This window comes from Flavobacterium sp. 90, assembly GCF_004339525.1.
In the GTDB taxonomy this organism is placed as follows: Bacteria; Bacteroidota; Bacteroidia; order Flavobacteriales; family Flavobacteriaceae; genus Flavobacterium.
The window spans coordinates 266875-285546 of sequence record NZ_SMGE01000001.1 but is presented as its reverse complement, the minus strand read 5'-3'; the positions used below and the strand labels follow the sequence as shown (position 1 = coordinate 285546).

11 protein-coding genes are annotated in these 18672 nt (G+C 33.0%); 6 read left to right on the top strand and 5 right to left on the bottom strand.

Translation table 11 applies throughout. The features are described from left to right. Positions 1-10 precede the first annotated feature (10 nt). The 5 genes from cysS to C8C83_RS01150 form a co-directional block, all read right to left on the bottom strand. Entirely contained in the window at positions 11-1489 is a 1479-nt protein-coding gene (gene cysS, locus C8C83_RS01170) for a cysteine--tRNA ligase (protein ID WP_121326064.1), read from the bottom strand. A gap of 80 nt (positions 1490-1569) precedes the next feature. Then, positions 1570-1887 carry a four helix bundle protein gene (locus tag C8C83_RS01165; RefSeq protein ID WP_121326063.1) on the bottom strand — a complete coding sequence of 106 codons (318 nt, stop codon included), beginning with the start codon at positions 1885-1887 and terminating at the stop codon, positions 1570-1572. 143 nt (positions 1888-2030) lie between these two features. Beyond that, positions 2031-2702, bottom strand: a complete 672-nt coding sequence (folE, locus tag C8C83_RS01160; RefSeq protein ID WP_121326062.1) for a GTP cyclohydrolase I FolE — start codon at positions 2700-2702, stop codon at positions 2031-2033. 393 nt (positions 2703-3095) lie between these two features. Next, positions 3096-7949, bottom strand: coding sequence for an FN3 associated domain-containing protein (locus C8C83_RS01155; RefSeq protein WP_132011624.1), 4854 nt, complete (start codon positions 7947-7949; stop codon positions 3096-3098). A 344-nt stretch (positions 7950-8293) separates the two neighbouring features. Beyond that, positions 8294-9490 carry a pyridoxal phosphate-dependent aminotransferase gene (locus C8C83_RS01150; protein WP_121326059.1) on the bottom strand — a complete coding sequence of 399 codons (1197 nt, stop codon included), beginning with the start codon at positions 9488-9490 and terminating at the stop codon, positions 8294-8296. 122 nt (positions 9491-9612) lie between these two features. Between C8C83_RS01150 and C8C83_RS01145 the strand changes: the two genes are divergently transcribed. The 6 genes from C8C83_RS01145 (at position 9613) to C8C83_RS01120 (ending at position 18440) form a co-directional block, all read left to right on the top strand. After that, entirely contained in the window at positions 9613-10938 is a 1326-nt protein-coding gene (locus C8C83_RS01145) for a PDZ domain-containing protein (RefSeq protein WP_121326058.1), read from the top strand. Positions 10939-11098: 160 nt separating this feature from the next. Next, on the top strand, positions 11099-13723 hold the full coding sequence (locus C8C83_RS01140; protein ID WP_121326057.1) for a gliding motility-associated C-terminal domain-containing protein: 2625 nt from the start codon (positions 11099-11101) through the stop codon (positions 13721-13723). A gap of 21 nt (positions 13724-13744) precedes the next feature. After that, positions 13745-14674 carry a type IX secretion system membrane protein PorP/SprF gene (locus C8C83_RS01135; RefSeq protein WP_121326056.1) on the top strand — a complete coding sequence of 310 codons (930 nt, stop codon included), beginning with the start codon at positions 13745-13747 and terminating at the stop codon, positions 14672-14674. 10 nt (positions 14675-14684) lie between these two features. Beyond that, entirely contained in the window at positions 14685-16784 is a 2100-nt protein-coding gene (locus C8C83_RS01130; protein WP_121329904.1) for an OmpA family protein, read from the top strand. A gap of 117 nt (positions 16785-16901) precedes the next feature. Further along, on the top strand, positions 16902-17393 hold the full coding sequence (locus tag C8C83_RS01125) for a hypothetical protein (protein ID WP_121326055.1): 492 nt from the start codon (positions 16902-16904) through the stop codon (positions 17391-17393). A gap of 72 nt (positions 17394-17465) precedes the next feature. Beyond that, complete coding sequence (locus C8C83_RS01120) at positions 17466-18440, top strand: integrase core domain-containing protein (protein ID WP_121326054.1); 975 nt, start codon at positions 17466-17468, stop codon at positions 18438-18440. Positions 18441-18672 lie beyond the last annotated feature (232 nt).

Here is an 18672-nt window from a genome sequence, read left to right as displayed (position 1 = left end):
AATAAATGGATTATATAGAAAAGCTAGTGCCTTCTTTTCCGTCTTTCAGCTGGATACCTAAGGCAATCAACTGATCGCGAATTTGGTCAGAAAGCGCAAAGTTTTTATCTGCTCTGGCTTGATTTCTCATTCCGATAAGCATATTAACAACGCCTTCTAATTTATCGTTATTAGCATCAGCAGCTTTCTCATCGCTTAAACCTAAAACATCAAAAACAAAAGCATTGATTGCTTCTGTAAATGTTTTTAAATCTTCGGCAGAGATGGTTTCTTTTCCTTCTTTTAATAAATTAACATAACGAACAGCCTCGAACAATTGCGCGATTAAAATAGGTGTATTAAAATCATCATTCATGGCATCGTAAGACAATTGTTTCCAAGAAGCAATATCTATTGAGCTGGTTGCGCTAGCTGAAATACTTGGTAAAGCATCAACAGCTTCCATTAATCTTTTATAACCTTTTTCGGCAGCAACAATTGCATCATCAGAAAAATCTAAAATACTTCTGTAATGCGCTTGCAACATAAAGAAACGTGTTACTGAAGCAGAAAACGCTTTGCTTAATATGTTGTTATTTCCGCTTAAAATCTCACCTGGTAAAATATTATTTCCAGTAGATTTTGCCATTTTTTTACCGTTTAAAGTAAGCATATTGGCATGCATCCAGTAATTTACCGGAGATTGACCTGTACAAGCTTCGTTTTGAGCAATTTCACATTCGTGGTGCGGGAATTTTAAATCCATTCCACCTCCGTGAATATCAAAATGATTTCCAAGATATTTGGTACTCATAGCAGTACATTCAAGATGCCAACCCGGAAAACCATCGCTCCAAGGCGAAGGCCATCTCATGATATGTTGTGGTTCTGCTTTTTTCCAAAGTGCAAAATCCTGAGGATTTCTTTTGTCAGATTGTCCATCAAGATCACGAGTATTAGCTAACATATCGTCTATGTTTCGACCACTTAAAATCCCGTAATTGTTGGTTTCGTTATATTTTACAACATCAAAATAAACAGATCCGTTGGCTACATAACCAATTCCCTTGTCGATAATTTTTTTGATGATTTCAATTTGCTCAATAATATGTCCTGTAGCAGTTGGTTCAATGCTTGGCGGTAAAAAATTAAATGACTTCAAAATGTCATGAAAATCTACCGTATAGCGTTGCACAACTTCCATAGGTTCAAGTTGTTCTAAACGTGCTTTTTTGGCAATTTTATCTTCACCTTCATCAACGTCGTCTACAATATGACCCACATCAGTAATGTTTCGAACATAACGAACTTTATAATCAAGGTGTAAAAAATACCTGAATATCACGTCAAAAGACATAAATGTTCTCACATTTCCCAAGTGTACATTGCTATAAACTGTAGGTCCGCAAACATACATTCCAACATTTCCCTCATGAATAGGATTGAAATTTTCTTTTTCACCCGAAAGTGAATTGTATATTTTTAGCGGCTGTGTTGTATATAAAGGCATATTATTTTTTGTTGTTTAACCGTTTAATTGTTAATTGCTAAAGCGTGTAAACGTTTTTTTATTTTTTAATTTGCTACGTATTATTCTTTCGAAAGATAGTATTTTTTTAGACTATTTATCTGATTGCAAATTTTTTCAATTTTCTTGCGAGATTGTGTGTAATCAACATCAGATATATAATTTAAATCTTTTGAAATAATCAAATGATTTAAAGTTTCCATTGCCGATGAATACGAAATCGTTAAAAAATGAGCTTTATCTTTATTCGTATTTCTTGAAGTTCCTTCTGCAATATTTGTAGCAATTGAAGTGGAACTTTTTTTTATTTGAGAAGTTAATCCAAATAATTCATTTAAGGGAAATTTAGTAGTTAATTTATAAATTTCCAAAATAAACATTCGAGAGTTTTGTCAAACTTCTAACTTTTCAAATGAGAAAGTATACATGGATTTTGGTTTAATTGTTAATTTGTTTAATCGTTTAACCGGAAATTGAGATTTGCAATGAAGCGATTAAACAAATTAACGATTTACCGATTAAACTAGAACTGAGTGTCCAATTTAATGTAATCTAAAAGTTCTCTTTTTGTTTGAGGATCTTTAAATTTACCACCAAATTCAGATGTTACAGTACTGCTTTCGATATCTTTAATTCCTCTTGAATTTACGCAAAGGTGTTTTGCATCAATAATACAAGCAACATCTTCAGTACCTAAAGCTTTTTGTAATTCTTGAACAATCTGCATTGTTAAACGCTCTTGAACCTGAGGTCTTTTTGCATAATATTCTACAATTCGGTTCATTTTAGACAAACCAATAACTCTTCCGCTAGAAATATAAGCTACGTGAGCTCTACCAATAATTGGCAGTAAGTGGTGTTCGCAAGTAGAATAAACAGTAATGTTTTTCTCTACCAACATTTCGCCATATTTGTAGTTATTATCAAAAGTTGAAGCTTTTGGTTGTTTTGCAGGGTTTAAACCACCAAAAATCTCCTTTACAAACATTTTAGCAACTCGGTTTGGAGTTCCTTTTATGCTATCATCTGTCAAATCCATTCCAAGGGTTTGGAGAATGTTTTCAACATCTTTTTTTATTTTTTCTATTTTTTCGTCATCACTTAAGTCAAAAGCATCCTGTCTTACAGGGTTTTTTGCGTTGCTGCTAAAATGATTGTCTCCTATTTCGTCTAAAAAATCTTCGTTATTTATCATTAAAAACTACTATTAGTATGGGTATTTCTTTTTAAGGCGGTAAAGATAATTAATAAAAAGCAAACCTTTTCTATCGTTTTTACTATTTAATTACTCCTTTTTGGATATAATTTAAATTATGGTAAAATCTAGCACCAGTTCATAAATATGAATATCATTTTATCGGCACATTTATAAGATTTTACAAACTTAATATTAAAGAAAGTTTGAATTTTATAGTTTGAAAAAGCATACACTTGTAAAGTCAATTCTGAGATTGTTTATATGCGGTGAGAGGTATTTTTATATTCAATAATAATTTGTTGAATAAGCTGCAGTATTTATAAAAAAAACCTCTAAGAATTTAATCAGAGAGGTTTTTTATTATGAATTTATCATAAAAGAAAATTCTTATTATTTTTTGATCAACTTATGAGTGCTTACCGCGCCCTTGTTATTTATGATTTTTATTATATAATATCCAGGATTTAGATTTGTGATATTCACTATATTAAATTGACTGGTTAAGGTACTGTTTTGTACCAATTTCCCATCGATAGTATTAAAAATACTTATCTTCGAGTTTATAGAATCGCTATTTTCCAGATTAATATTAATTTCGCTATAAGCAGGGTTGGGATAAATAATTACATTTTGAGCTTCGGTGTTTAATAGTTCTTTAGAAATATTTACTGATGATCGTTTGCTTGTCATGTTACCCTCTATATCTGCTTTAGATAAAGGTCCCCAATTATCAGCAATGAAGGCTCTGGACACCAACGAATAGGTTCCGGAAGAAAGCTTGATATCTTCACTTGTATTGTATTTAAATGCCGATGGTGATATAACACCGTCTTTGCCCATAGGATCTGAACCGTCAATGGTGTAATAAACTTGTGTTCCTGGATTAGGATTGTTTATCGTAATTTGACTTGGAATATCTATGTTAAATGGTGCTGCTAACAAGGTATGGAGCATATTGTACTCTTGCCATTTTTGCAATGAATACGAAACTCTTTCAGGAACTTGAGCTAATACTCTTGGAGTGTCTGTGTTTTTCCAATAATTGTACACCTCTTTATTATAAGACATATAAGCAGCATCCAGTTTGTACACATTGTTCAGTTCGAGTATTGCATTTTTTATTTTAGCCTGCACGTTGCTGACAGAAAGAGGCGCTGTATCGGTACTTTTTGAATCGCCAAATGCTGCCTGTACATAATCTTTCACAAGTGTTTTAAATTCGAGATTACCAGTAGTTTCATTTGATTTTGAGCCCATGAAGCTGCCAAATAAACCAGCAGGTCCTGATCTGGATGATGTTAGTGCCCATTTTTGTTTGTAATTACCTCCGCCTCCAACAAAACCTGATACAGGCATTGTTACTGATGAAGTAGGTGATGTAAATCCTCCAAAAAAAGCGCCATCTGTATCATTTATATTTATTTTAGCTTTCATAAAGGTCGGTGCGTAGTTATGCACTATTGCTGTTGCTTCGTTTTCGGTATCGACGAACATAAACATAATTTGGAATTTGATTAAATCGTCGATATCTACCCATTTTTTAAACCCTTGAAAATCTTTGGCTGCTGCAAGGTTTCTTATATTTTGCCAAATGGCAGTACTACCATCGCCTTCAGTTACAACTCCTCCTGTAAAATTGCCATCTTGTAAATCTACAGTGGTGTAATTATCTGCGTCATCGCCAAATACTTCTTCTAAATTGTTGGATCTAAAGTCGTTTCTCATGGTCTTAACTCCTCTGTATTTACCGTTTACAAAGAAATGTACAAAACGGGTGTCCAAAGCATATTTTCCTATTTCTTTGCAAAGGTTCATTGTGATTTTTTCATCAAAACGCAAATATCCAGTATTGTAAATATTATTCTGAGGACCATCCTGACCTTCTTTTAACTCAAGACTTTGTATTTTATTTGAAGTTGGATAAACTTCACCAGGGTAAGTATCAAAGAAAGGATAATTTGCTTTTTTTGCCTCTGCATCTTTGCTAAATTTAAATTTAACTCCGCCGTTAAATTGCGAAATACTTGCTTGTCCGTACTTTCTTGTAGTAGAATTCGAGAAAAAATTGGTTCGGTCGCTATAGATATGTTTGTCTAAATATTCAAAAGATCCTTGTTCCCAATTAGCGGTCAACTCTGCATTTGCCGATATTGCAACAACAGGCAGTTCAGCTATTGCTTTTGAATATTCGTCGGCTGTCAATATATAAGCTTTGTTGGTCCATTGTGAATGACTATTAGGTAATTCGTTCTTATAATTGTCTTGTAATACATAAGTATGGGATACCACTCCTGAATTACCGGTCGCATCATAAGCGTATGTTTTGAGGACACATGATTGTTTTATAGAAATAGGACCGCTGTATTTTGATCCTATTGTTTTTGAAGGAAACTTACCGTCTAATGTATAATTAACGATACTGCCAGTTGGAGCTGTGATCGTTACATCAAATCCAGTTGGATATAAGCCTCTTTCAGTACTGAATGATAGTGCCAATTTTTTTTGTCCCACACTATTAGATAAATTGTATGTAGGATTTATAAAAGACGCAAAGGAGGTAGCTGCGTCGGTACTTCGTCCGTAACTTGTATTGTATGGAGTTTCGATGTACTTCAATTCATCTAAAACAGTTGTCTTTTTGCTAATCAAAGTCGATAGATAGAGAGTGGCTCCTGTGTTTTTTAAATCGAAATTAAGGTGTTGATTTCCTTTTTCCGGTTTTTTATCTGCAATCAGTACAGCAAATCCTTTAGCTGGAATAAGAATATTTTTTAATACAGAAAGATCTTTTTTAGTGTCTTTATTTGATATAGATACATTACCATTGATGAAAATTGAGTTATCAAGGCTATTGTATATTTCTATCCAGTCTTCTTTTTGAGCAATAGAACCTTGTGCTGATACTTCATTAATAACAAGCCCGGTCATTAACAAGGGGTCGGTTACCACATTATTTATCGTACTGATTACCGCTGCTGCATCCGGTCCTTTTTTATTGTCTTTGTATTTAATTACCAAGCGTGGTCTGTACATATTGCCAGCTTCGTAAGAACGTACGCGGGCATAATTAGAAGATGTAATCTTGCCTTCGAATAAGAAAGCTAAACTTTGTCCCGATTCCCATCCTCTCAAACGGTTTTCATCAATAAGTTTTTTAATATCTACTGTACGGTTTTGCGCATAATCGACACGCGTATCTGTGTTCCATAACTCAGTATTTTCAGAATAAGTACGGCTCGATATGTTATTTTTTACTGTCGAATAAATTTGCGAATCACCTATCTCTGATTTTATAGATACAGTAGTTGCATTACTTTTGTCATAGGCATAAAATTCGATATATGATTCTGTTATCTCAGCAGTAGAAGGCAATTCAACAGCTTGGAAACGAATGCCGGTTTTGTAAGAATCAGATTGTCCGGCCAAAGATAAATAGGCGTCACTCAAATACATACTACCATTGATATTCTCGCGTCCATCATCGTATCCTATAGCTACAATTGAGACAAAAGTTTGTATTTCAGCTGGATCAACCACTATATGCGGCCCTGCATCGTTATTTATATATCCTACTATCAAACGTGGTCTATAAAGTGTTGATCCTTCATAGGCATATGCTTTAGCTCCATCGTTTAAACCGAGTCCATTTAGTTTGAATGCTATATTTTCGCCCGATTTCCATCCATTTAAACGGATTTCATCAATAATATTTCTCAGATTAGGAGTTCTGCTTTTTGTTAAATCTGTTGTCCAGGCCTCGGTTGTCCAATTGATCTTATTATAAGTATACTCGCGGGCGGTAATGCTTTTGGAGTAAGATAGATAAGGTGATTTTTGGGTCATCTCGGCATATATGTCAATGCTTGTGGCAGGGCTCGTGCCGTAAGCGTAAAATTCGATATAAGCATCTTTGATTTCTGCATTTGCCGGGATTTGGGTATTTTGAAAAATAAAACCACTGCTGTTGCTATCTGTTCGTCCGCCCAAATATAGGTAAGCGTCTCCTAAAGCTATATTACCGTTGTTGTATTCTTTTGCATCATCATTTCCGGTTGATATAATGCTAGCCGAAACTCCGTTTAAGGGATTTGCTTCGACATTAGGACCATTTCCGTCTGTCTTGTATTTGATTACAAGACGTGGTTTAAGCAACTCGCCCGTTTCATTAGTACTTACAGCTGCTCCATTGTTTAGGAAAGTGCCAACAAATTTAAATCCAATGGCTTGACCGGATTCCCATCCGGACAAACGGGTTGCATCAATAATGTTTTTAAGATTAGGTGTTTTATATTGTGTTTTAGTAGTAATCCAGGATTCTGTAATCCAGTTGATTGCGTTTTTTGAATAGCTTCTTCTGGTGATATTACCTGAAGTGGTAGCATATGCAGCCGCATTATCCAACTCCGTATAGATGTTAACGGTGCTTGCGGGACTTGTTCCATAAGAATAAAATTCTATGTATGCCTCTGAAATTTCTGCTTTTTCCGGTATTTCTACAATAGGAAACCTTACAGCAGTAGTATTTGAATCAGATCGTCCCCCTAAATTGATATTGTTATCTGAGAGATACATCGTTCCATTAGTGTTTTCACGAGCATCATCGTTATTAGCCATTACGGTGGTTGTATAAGTACCGTAAGCCGACGTAAAAGTTATTTGTAACTTGGGAGCCATAGATACGCTTCCGTCATACGACCACATAATAAATGAGCCTTTCTGATTTCCGGTTAGTTTAAAAGATAAATTAGCATTTCCTACACCAGAAGGAAACATATCCAATAGCAAGTTTGTTACATCTGGAGTTGTGTATTCTTTATTTACTACACAAACTGGAGTTTGCCATATTACTGAATTCGATGTGTATTGTCGTCCTCTAATCGAAGTAGAAGTGCTCACAGCGGTAGAAGTAGGGTAAGCCTCAGAATTACCAGTTTCGCCGGATATAGTAACAGTTGTGCCTAGCGAGCTGGCTGTTCTTCCATAAAAGATAAGATTAGCACTTTTAATAACAGCATCTGCTGGTAATGAAATTTCCTGGAAACGAATATATGTTTCGATAGGTGCAGAGGAAGTTCCTCCATGTAGGTCTAAGCCTGTACTCTTATAGTTTACCAGGTTAGATGATGTTGTAATTTCAACATCATTGTAACTACTCTTAACCGGAAGTTGTATTTTTTGCTGTGCATTCAGGAAGCAACTAATAAGAGAAAGTGAAACAAGGAAAATTTGTCGTTTTTTTTTCATAATTTTTTGTTTTTTATTGTTTCTATTATAAAATATTGGATAAAATGACTTTTGTAAATATACGTAAATACTTACAATTTAATTTGTTGAAATATTTTATTATAAGTTTTAATGTGTTAAATTTTTAGAATTTGAAAAACACATGAAACGAAACAATTATAAAATGAAATTAAAACAGGAGAGACAGATTCATTAATTTTGTTTTTCGAAGCGTTGCGGTACGTTAGATTTGGTTAATGATTATAAGTTGAATTTTGGTATAAATGCATTTAGCCGGGAATTCGCAAATTAACATCAGCTAATTTGCGAATTCCCGGCTAAAGGATGTGAAGATTTTTTCGTTCTTATTTTTTGTTGTAGACCAAAAGGGCTTCTTTTAGAATGTTTACAGCAGTAATTAAATCTTTCTTATTCAAAACATAAGCGATTCTTACCTGATTAAGTCCCATTCCTGGAGTAGAATAAAAACCTGCAGCAGGAGCGACCATTACAGTTTCTCCGTTAAGATCATAACTTTCTAAAAGCCATTGTGCAAAATCTTCTGAATTGTCAATTGGTAATTGAGCAATACAATAGAAAGCACCTTTTGGTTTGGTTACTATAACGCCTTCAATTTTGTTTAATTCGGTAATTAAAGTATCGCGACGTTCTTTATATTCTGAAATTACTTCATCAAAATAACTCTGTGGTGTGTCGATTGCAGCTTCACAAGCGATTTGCTCAATTGTTGGCGGACTTAGACGTGCTTGGGCAAATTTCATTACCGTCGACAAAACATCTTTGTTTTTAGTTACCAAACAACCAATTCTTGCTCCGCACATACTGTAACGTTTTGAAACAGAATCTACCATGATTACATTTTGCTGTACATCTTCAAGATTCATTACAGAATAATGCACATCATCTCCATCGTACAAAAATTCACGGTAAACTTCATCAGCAATTAAATACAAGTCGTGCTTTTTAATTAAGCTGGCAAGTTGTTTTATCTCTGCTTCAGAATATAAATAACCTGTTGGATTACCAGGATTACATATTAAAATAGCTTTAGTTTTAGATGTAATTAGTTTTTCGACAGTTTCAATGCTTGGCAAAGCAAAAGCACTTTCGATAGTCGAAATCACAGGAATTACCGTTGCGCTGGTTGATGACGCAAATGCATGATAATTGGCATAAAAAGGCTCAGGAATAATAATTTCATCTCCCGGATCTGTAATTGTGGCTAATGCAAACAATAAGGCTTCAGAACCACCAGTCGTAATAATGATGTCTTCTGAGTTTACATTTACATTTTGGCGTTGGTAAAATTTAGCTAATTTTTTTCTATAACTTTCATATCCGGCAGACGGACTGTATTCGATAATAGTTTTATCAATATTTTTTACCGCCTCAATGGCCACTTCGGGTGTCTTGATATCCGGTTGACCAATGTTTAAGTGATACACTTTATGTCCTTTTTGTTTTGCAAGATCTGCATAAGGAGCAAGTTTACGTATCGGTGATTCGGGCATGTTTCTGCCTTTGAGTGAAATTGTTGGCATGAGCTTTATTATTGAAGTGCAAATTTGCATTTTTTTTTCGAATTTAACGTAAACATTAAAGGGACTTATAAAAATGTAACAATTATCAAAATATTTACTAATTTTATAATAAAAAATTATCAATGAGAAAATATTTTATGTTGTTTTTTGGGCTTTTGGCATCTTTCTTAGGAAATGCTCAAGGCGACTTTTTGATTCAAAACAATAGTAAGAAGGTTACTATTCCTTTTCAATTGATTAATAATCTCATTTTTATTCCGATAAAAGTAAATGGAGTTGAGTTGAACTTCTTGCTGGATTCGGGAGTAGAAGAAACCATCTTGTTTAGTATGGAAGAAAAACAAGAAGTAAGGTTTAATAACGTAGAGAAAATAAAACTGAGAGGATTAGGAAGCGAACAAGAAATCGAAGGGTTAAAATCAACAAATAATACTCTTGAAACACATGGCTTGAGATCTAATAACCATATGGTTTATATTATTTTGGATCAAGGTTTTAATTTGTCATCACATATTGGAATTCCGGTAAATGGAATCATTGGATATAAATTTTTTAAAAATAATTTAATAGAAATTAATTATCAAAAGAAGAAGATTATTGTTCATTTAAACAGTGAAGAATTAAGAAAAAAGCTGGAGAATAAGTTTAAAGTAATACCAATAACCATTGAGAAATCTAAACCGTACATCTATACAACAGCAACGGTTGATAATGTTGAAATTCCTGCAAAACTTCTAATCGATATTGGAAACAGTGATGCTTTTTGGATTTTTGAAAACAACAAAATTAAATTACCAAAAAAGAATTTTCCTGATTTTTTAGGAAAAGGGTTTAGTGGAGATATTGAAGGGCATCGGGCTAAAATTGATGAGTTTTCTATTGATGAGTTTGAATTTAAAAAACCAATTGTTTCCTTTCCGGATTCATTATCTATTCGTAATGTTAAAATGGTTCCGGATCGAATTGGTTCAGTTGGTGGTGAAGTTTTAAAACGTTTCAGAATTTTTTTGGACTATGCTGACAAAAAGATATATCTTAAGAAAAATAGTAAATTTTCTGAACCTTTTACTTATAATAAAAGTGGTATTGTGTTGCAACATAATGGTTTGCAGTGGGTTCAGGAAACTGTTCATATGGAAACTATTCAAGTTGTTACTTCAACACATGATCTGGATTCAAACGAAAAGAAAAATGGGGACTTTATGTATAAATTTTTACTAAAACCTGTTTATGAAATAGTAAATATTCGGAAAGCATCTCCTGCCGAAAAATGCGGATTACAAAAAGGAGATATTATTGTTAGTATAAATGGTGTCAAACCCTATAAATATACCTTACAACAGATAAATAATCTGTTGAAATCTGAAGATGATATCTGGATTAATCTGGAGATTGAAAGGAACAGTTTACTACTAAAATTCAGATTTAGATTAGAAGATGAATTGTAGAAAATCTAATTAGAAAATCATCATTTTTTTTGATTAAAATGATGGTTTTCAGTAGGATTTTTGTAATATGTATGGGTTTTGTGAAAAATTAACTGTTAAAGTATTTTTTTTAATTAACGACCGTTAATATTTTATTAAGTTTATGCAAAAATAATAATTTATGATCAAAAACTACAATAATTTCTTACAAGTATTTTTGTTATTAGTTTTTATATCAATTTTTCCCTCTGCAATTTACGCACAATGTGCGGGTGATGATAGTACGTTTTCAGTTTGTGATTTACCAAATAATGCTAATCAGGCAATAAATTTATTTACAAAATTAAATGGTACACCGGTCGCAGGAGGAGTTTGGACAGACGATGATGATTCTCGAGGTTTAGATACAGCGACTGGTATTTTAAATGCACAAGTTATTCGTAACAGTGGAGTTTATCATTATACCTACAAAGTTACAGGAGTTACTGGCTGTACAGATAATTCGGCTACAATTGAAGTTGTTATTGGAGGATATTCTGGTGTTAGTTCTAATTTGATTGTTTGTAGTGATGTAAAAACATATAATCTTTTTCAGGCATTTAATGGTGTTTTTTTGGGACCACAATCAAACGGACAATGGCATGATGATACTAAAGGTATAAATGTAGGGTCGACTGTTAATGTGGAGGATTTAGAAGGAGATTTTCCATTTACATATACAATGCCTGCAAGAGGTATTTGTCCGGCAATGTCATCGACATCAATAATTACCGTTAAAAGAGCTCCGAAATCTGGAGATCCTCGTGTTTTATCCTTATGCGCAAGCAATGGATTGACAAGTTATACCAACTATGATCTGAGTAGTTTACTTAGCGGACAAGATGCTGGTGGTACTTGGAGTGATCCTAGTGTTACAGGAGAACTATCATCACCAGAAGATCATTTTGTTGATGTACAAAACATCTATAACAAATTTGGCGAAGGAGATTATTATTTTACATATAAAGTTCTTTCTAAAAATACTATTTGTGGTAATGCACAATCAACAGTAAGAATTCATTTGGAGAAAACGCTTGATTTTACTGGTGCGGTGGTACAAGTTAATTCGGATATTTGCGAAACTGAAATTCCTACTGCCCTGTATTCTGTTACTATTACAAGAGGTAATGCTGTTATACCAAATGGTACATATTCAATCATTTTTAACATTTCAGGACCAAGATCAGGCACGGAAACAATTAGAGCAAATTTCACAAATGGGGTTCTTATATTTCCAATTGACGCGAGTTATTTTCAACAAGTAGGACGTTTTAATGTAACAATTTTAAGTATTCTTCCAGTAAATAGTTTAGGATTATGCCGTAACATTATAAATAATCTGTCAGATGAATTGTTTATTTATGCAATTCCGGATTTAGAAGGGGCAAGTATAACTCCTGCAACTGTTTGTCAAAATGACGATGCAACTATTCAAATCACTGACGCGGCAAAACTTGCAGATGGTCAATATGATGTTGTTTATAAAATTTCCGGAGCCAATACTGCTTCATCACAAATTGCGAGATTAACATTTGTAGGAGGTGTTTCAAATGATTTTGTTGTTCCGGGTTTTTTCAATCAAAAAAGTGGAACTTCTGTTGTAACGATTACAGCAATTACGCATGTAATTTCACAATGTGTTAATAGTGCAGACCTAAAAGGTGATATTTTAATAAATCCATTACCCAATGCTTCAACTTTGAGATTGCAGGTAAATGATGTCTGCTTTGGAGCCGATGTTTTAGTTTCGGTTTTGGGACTGGGAACTCTTACAGATGTTACATTAACATATACACTTTCAGGAAGTAATACCGCTACAGCGCAAACAGTAGTATTAACTACTACAAATGGAAATACAAGTTTTATAATTCCTGCCAATTTACTTATAAATCCAGGGCCGACAACAATTTCTGCTGTAAAATTGACCAATAATATCACCACTTGTAGCATCGATGTAAGTGGCGCGGCAGATATCTTTTCTCTAAAATCTATTCCGGTTGCGCCAACAGCTGCAAATCAGGAATTTTGTAAATCAGGTAAAGTCACAATTGCAAGCTTAGAACCAAAAGGAGCGCAATATTCCTGGTATGATTCTGCAACAGCAACAACTCCTCTTGCGAATACTTATGTATTAAAAGAAGAAAATTATTATTTGAGAGAGACTACATTAAGCTGTATCTCTGATCCTACAATGATAACCGTTACCTTAAGTAATCCTGCTGCACCAATATTAAGTGGTGCTCCGGAATTCTGCGGACTAGACAATCCTACGATTTCAGATTTATCTAATAAAATGGATTCACCTTCAACAGTGGTTTGGTACGATGCGCCAAGTAATGGAAATTTATTACCTCCATCAACGCCTTTAACAGATAAACGTGTTTATTATGGATTTGAGTTAACTTCGGTTGCAAAATGTTTATCTGAAGAAAGTGTTCCGGTAACAGTATCGTTAATTGACTGTGATTCTCCTCAATATCCGTTTTTTATTCCAGATGGATTTTCTCCAAATGGAGACGGAGTTAACGACACATTTATGATTCCTGATATTGATTTTTTATATCCAGATTATAAGCTGGAAATTTTTAATAGATATGGAAACGGAATGTATAAAGGCTTTAAAAATAAGCCGGCATGGGACGGAATAAACTATGAACAAAGTGGAATTGGCGGCGGAATAGCACCAAACGGAGTATATTTTTACATTCTCTATTTTAATAAAGACAATAAGCCTCCTCAACAAGGACGTCTTTATTTAAATCGATAATTTTTTTAATATAAATTTCACATGAAAAAAATAATACTCTATATAACTTTCTTCCTCTCTATAACATCCGTTTCTGCACAGCAAGATCCGGAATACACACATTATATGTATAACATGAGTGTAGTAAATCCTGCTTATGCAACAGGAGTTCCTGCTATGATGAATTTTGGTGGCTTGTACAGATCACAATGGGTTGGTGCAGTTGGAGCACCAAAAACTTTTACCTTCTTTGGACACACGGCAATTTCTGATAAAGTTGAAGCCGGAATCTCATTTGTATCAGATGATATTGGAGATGGAGCTAAAAAAGAAAACAATGTCTATGCAGATTTTGCATACGTTCTAAATTTAGGAGGAAAAAATAAACTTTCGCTAGGATTGAAAGCGGGAATATCGTCAATGCAGACCAATTTTAACGGTTTTCGATTTAATGATGCTGCGACAGATATGGCTTTCGCCGAAAATATAAACACTACAAAACCTAATATTGGAGTTGGAGCCTATTATTTTAGAGATAACTTCTATGCAGGAATATCAGCGCCTAATTTATTGAAATCAAAATACATCGAAGAAAAATCAGGCGTAAATGCTTTTGGATCTGATAATATACATACTTTCATAACCGCAGGATATGTTTTTCAGCTAGATGATATGTGGAAATTAAAACCGGCATTCATGACAAAAATTGTAAAAGGAGCGCCTCTTTCAATAGATTTGACAGCCAATGTTTTATACAATAACAAATTTGAATTTGGTGCAGCTTATAGAATTGACGATTCAGTAAGTGCTTTGTTTAATTTTAATGTAACACCTACCTTGAGAGTGGGTTATGCCTATGATTATACACTTACAAATTTTGGACAGTTTAATTCAGGGACACATGAAATCATGTTGCTTTTTGATTTAGACCTATTAGGAAAAGGATTTGATAAATCACCAAGATTCTTTTAAAATGAAAAATATGAAAAAACTACTCGTTATTATATTCGTATTTTCAATACAGTTTATAAATGCCCAGGATCAGGAATTGGTTAGAGCAAAGAAATTTTTTGATAGAACTTATTACGCTGAAGCAATTACTTTATATAAAAAACTAGCCGAAGAAAAACCTTCGCAGGAAGTGATCAAAAATCTGGCAGACTCTTACTATTATACCAATGATCTTATAAAAGCGCAACTTTACTATAGACTTTTAATTAAAAGTTATAGCAATGATTTAAGCAAAGATTATTATTACAGATATGCGCAAACGCTAAAAGCAACAAATGCTTATGATGATGCAAATGCAGTTTTACGAGAATATTATACCAAATCAGGTAAACCTGAAGATATTACTAATTTTGAAAATGAAGTTAAAATATTAGAAAATGTATCTGCAATTGGTAAACGATTTGAGATTAATAATCTGGCTATAAACACACCAAATTCGGAGTTTGGAGCCGTAAAATATAAAGATAATTTGGTTTTTGCCGGAGTAAAACTAAAACCGGGATTATTTGATAAAAAGTACAAATGGGATAATGAAACTTATCTTAATATTGTAAAAGTACCAATTCAGAGTATTAATTCTGCTGAAGCTCCAATTACTTATTTTGCTGATGAATTAAAAACCGGAATGCACGAATCTAATGCTGTTTTTACAAAAGATGGAAAAACGATTTATTTTACGCGTAATAATTCTAAAAACGGAAAAAAGAAAAAGAACGATCAGAAAATCTCAAATCTTCAGATTTTTAAAGCCGAATTAGTAGAAGGAAAATGGACAAATCTAGTTTCATTACCGTTTAATAGTCCAAATTATTCGGTAGAACATCCTGCGCTAAGTCCAGACGAAAAAGTGTTGTATTTTGCATCTGATATGCCGGGAACATTAGGTTCATTTGATATTTATTCTGTAAATATTAATAAAGGAGCATTTGACACTCCGCGAAATTTAGGTCCGAATGTCAATACTGATAAAAGAGAACAATTTCCTTTTGTTTCTGAAGACGATAAACTTTATTTCTCTTCAGATGGACATTTGGGTTATGGATCGCTGGATGTTTTTGTTTCTGAAATCAATGGAAATGAATACACAAAAGCAATTAATATTGGTTTACCGCTAAACTCAAATTCAGATGATTTTTCGTTTAATGTTGATTCAAATACTAAGGAAGGATATTTTGCTTCAAATAGAGAAGGAGGGAAAGGAAGTGATGATATTTATACATTCAAAGAAACAAAAGAGTTAATTGTAGAAGATTGTAAGCAGTATATTGCAGGAACAATTACAGATATAATTACCAATTTGGTTCTTGAAAATGCGACCGTAATATTACAGGATTCTGATAAAAAGGCATTAAATACAATTACTACAGGAGCAGACGGGAAATTCAGTTTTACAGTAGCCTGCGAAAGTTCTTATACAATTGTAGCTTTTAAAGAACAATATACCAACGAATCTAAATCTCTGGTAATTGGAAATGTAAGATATGCGACTAACGATGGTTCATTGGCACTAAAATCATTAGATGCAATTAAATTGGAAGAAAAGCAAAACGCCGAAAACAAGAGAAAGCAAGAGATTATCATAGAAGAAGAAAACAAGAAAAAAGAAGCATTAAAATTTATTGCTTTAAAAGAAGCTACGGAAGCCAAGAAAAAGGAAAAAGTAGCTGAGATTTTAAAACAAGAAAAAGATGTGGTAAAAGACAATAAAGACCGATTAATTATCAAAACAGATCCTATTTATTTTGACTACAACATGTGGTATATCCGAAAAGAATCAAAAGTAGTTTTAGGCAGAGTTGTCGCTTTGATGAATAAATATCCTGGAATGGTTATCGAAATTGGTTCACATACAGACTCACGCGGAAATGCAAAGTATAATGAAGAACTGTCTCAAAAAAGAGCCAATTCGACCAGAGATTTTATCATTCAGTCCGGTATAAATGCCAGTAGAGTTACTGCTAAAGGTTATGGAGAATCTGTTCCAATTATAAAATGTAAAACAGATGATTCCTGTTCAGAAGAGGAACACGAATTAAACAGACGAAGCGAATTTGTAATTAATAAGTTGTAAATATCGATTTAACGACGTCAGATTAAATAAAAATAATAATTTTAAAAAGAAGCCTTTTTTTTGGCTTCTTTTTTATTTAATTTTATGAAAATAAGAATAAACCTAAAATATCTAATTATGAAAAAACCAGTTGTATTTTGCTTGCTTGTGGCTTGCATAGGATTCCAAAGTTGTAAAAATGACAATAAACAAAAAGAACTTGAAGCAGCAAAAGCAGAAGGTCAAAAAGTTGTAAGCACAGAGTGCTATAAAGCGATTTATGAAAAAGATACAATAGATTTAAAATTAAATACTTTAAAAAACGGAAAATTAGCTGGCGATATGGTAATGAAAGTTGCTCCTTCGACAGTAAGAACGGGTGAAGTTGCAGGTGAATTTCATGGAGATACCTTATTTATTGACTATACATTTGTAGATGCAACAAATAAAAATGTAAAATTCAAAAACCCAATGGCACTTTTAAAACGTGATAAACAACTTATTTTAGGAAACGGAACCATGCAAACTACAATGGGAGTTACTTATTTGGTAAAAGATAAACCTATCGATTTTGAAAAGGTAAAGTATAAGTTTTCGACTACTGAATGTGTGGCGAAAACTGAAAAGTAGCCACAATCTTGTCATTTCTGTAGATGTTAGATATTTCGGTAACAAAATTTAACTTTAATAAATTTTGTTACGATGAGAAATAATAGTCAGGATTCCACTTTAGAGCGGAACTACTTAGAGAAGTATCGTTTTCTAATAAAAGAATATGAACAGGTAAAAAATAAAACTCATCCTTTGTATAAAAAAGCAATGGATTTTTATGCAGCAAATAATACTTGCCGAAAGAGTTTTTTAAAGTATTATAATCGCTTTAAACAAAGTGGGAAATCTATTGATTTATTGCCCCAAAAAAGAGGTCCCAAATATAAAACAAGACGTCCTTTGCCTTTTATAGAGCAAAAAGTAATTGCATTACGAGAAAAAGGAAACAACAAATATGAAATTGTTAGTATCTTAAGACCCAAATTAGGGAAGCATACACCATCATATTCAGGAGTTTATAATATTTTAAAACGCAATAAAATAAATAGATTAACTCCGAAGATTAAAAAGAATCATCAAAAAATAATCAAGGAAAGAATGGGACAACTTGGTCATATTGATTGTCATTATTTGAGCAAAAGTATAATTAAAGGGGAAAATAAAAATCGCTATTTAGTTTGTGTAATAGATGATTACAGTCGAATTGCCTGGGCTGAATTAGTTTCTGATATTACCAGTTTAACAGTTATGTTTGCGGCATTGAAATGTTTAAACATCCTAAGTGATCATTATGAAATAAAATTTGAAGAGATATTATCTGATAATGGAGCTGAATTTGGACCTAAAACAAGCAAAGTGAAAAATAATCACCCTTTTGAGAGGATGTTAATGGAATTAGGTATTGTTCATAGGTACACAAAACCCTACAGACCACAAACTAATGGTAAAGTTGAACGCTTTTGGAGAACTCTTGAAGATGATTTATTGAGAGACACAGATTTTGATTCTCATGAAGAATTAAAAGAAGAATTATTGCAATACTTATATTATTATAATCATGAAAGACCACATCAAGGTATTGATGGAAAAAAACCAATCGAAATGATAAATCCGTTACCGAAATAAGTAACCTTTACAATTTCGACGAAGGAGAAATCTTCGTAAGTAACTCCGCAACGAAAGTTCAATCTTTGTCAAAGTTCAAAACTTTGACAAAGATTTGACAATAAAAAAATATCATATTCTACGACAAAACCAACAGTCCCAAAGCTCAATGTCATTAAGTTAAGCTTTTAGAAAATAAAATCCGTTTTTATCTGCGTTTTTACGAAGTAAATCTGTTTTATCCGCGTCAAAA

Coding starts and splice junctions, on each gene's coding strand:
- cysS (WP_121326064.1), bottom strand. CDS start 1,489: ATGCCTTTATATACAACACAGCCGCTAAAAATATACAATTCACTTTCG.
- C8C83_RS01165 (WP_121326063.1), bottom strand. CDS start 1,887: ATGTTTATTTTGGAAATTTATAAATTAACTACTAAATTTCCCTTAAAT.
- folE (WP_121326062.1), bottom strand. CDS start 2,702: ATGATAAATAACGAAGATTTTTTAGACGAAATAGGAGACAATCATTTT.
- C8C83_RS01155 (WP_132011624.1), bottom strand. CDS start 7,949: ATGAAAAAAAAACGACAAATTTTCCTTGTTTCACTTTCTCTTATTAGT.
- C8C83_RS01150 (WP_121326059.1), bottom strand. CDS start 9,490: ATGCCAACAATTTCACTCAAAGGCAGAAACATGCCCGAATCACCGATA.
- C8C83_RS01145 (WP_121326058.1), top strand. CDS start 9,613: ATGAGAAAATATTTTATGTTGTTTTTTGGGCTTTTGGCATCTTTCTTA.
- C8C83_RS01140 (WP_121326057.1), top strand. CDS start 11,099: ATGATCAAAAACTACAATAATTTCTTACAAGTATTTTTGTTATTAGTT.
- C8C83_RS01135 (WP_121326056.1), top strand. CDS start 13,745: ATGAAAAAAATAATACTCTATATAACTTTCTTCCTCTCTATAACATCC.
- C8C83_RS01130 (WP_121329904.1), top strand. CDS start 14,685: ATGAAAAAACTACTCGTTATTATATTCGTATTTTCAATACAGTTTATA.
- C8C83_RS01125 (WP_121326055.1), top strand. CDS start 16,902: ATGAAAAAACCAGTTGTATTTTGCTTGCTTGTGGCTTGCATAGGATTC.
- C8C83_RS01120 (WP_121326054.1), top strand. CDS start 17,466: ATGAGAAATAATAGTCAGGATTCCACTTTAGAGCGGAACTACTTAGAG.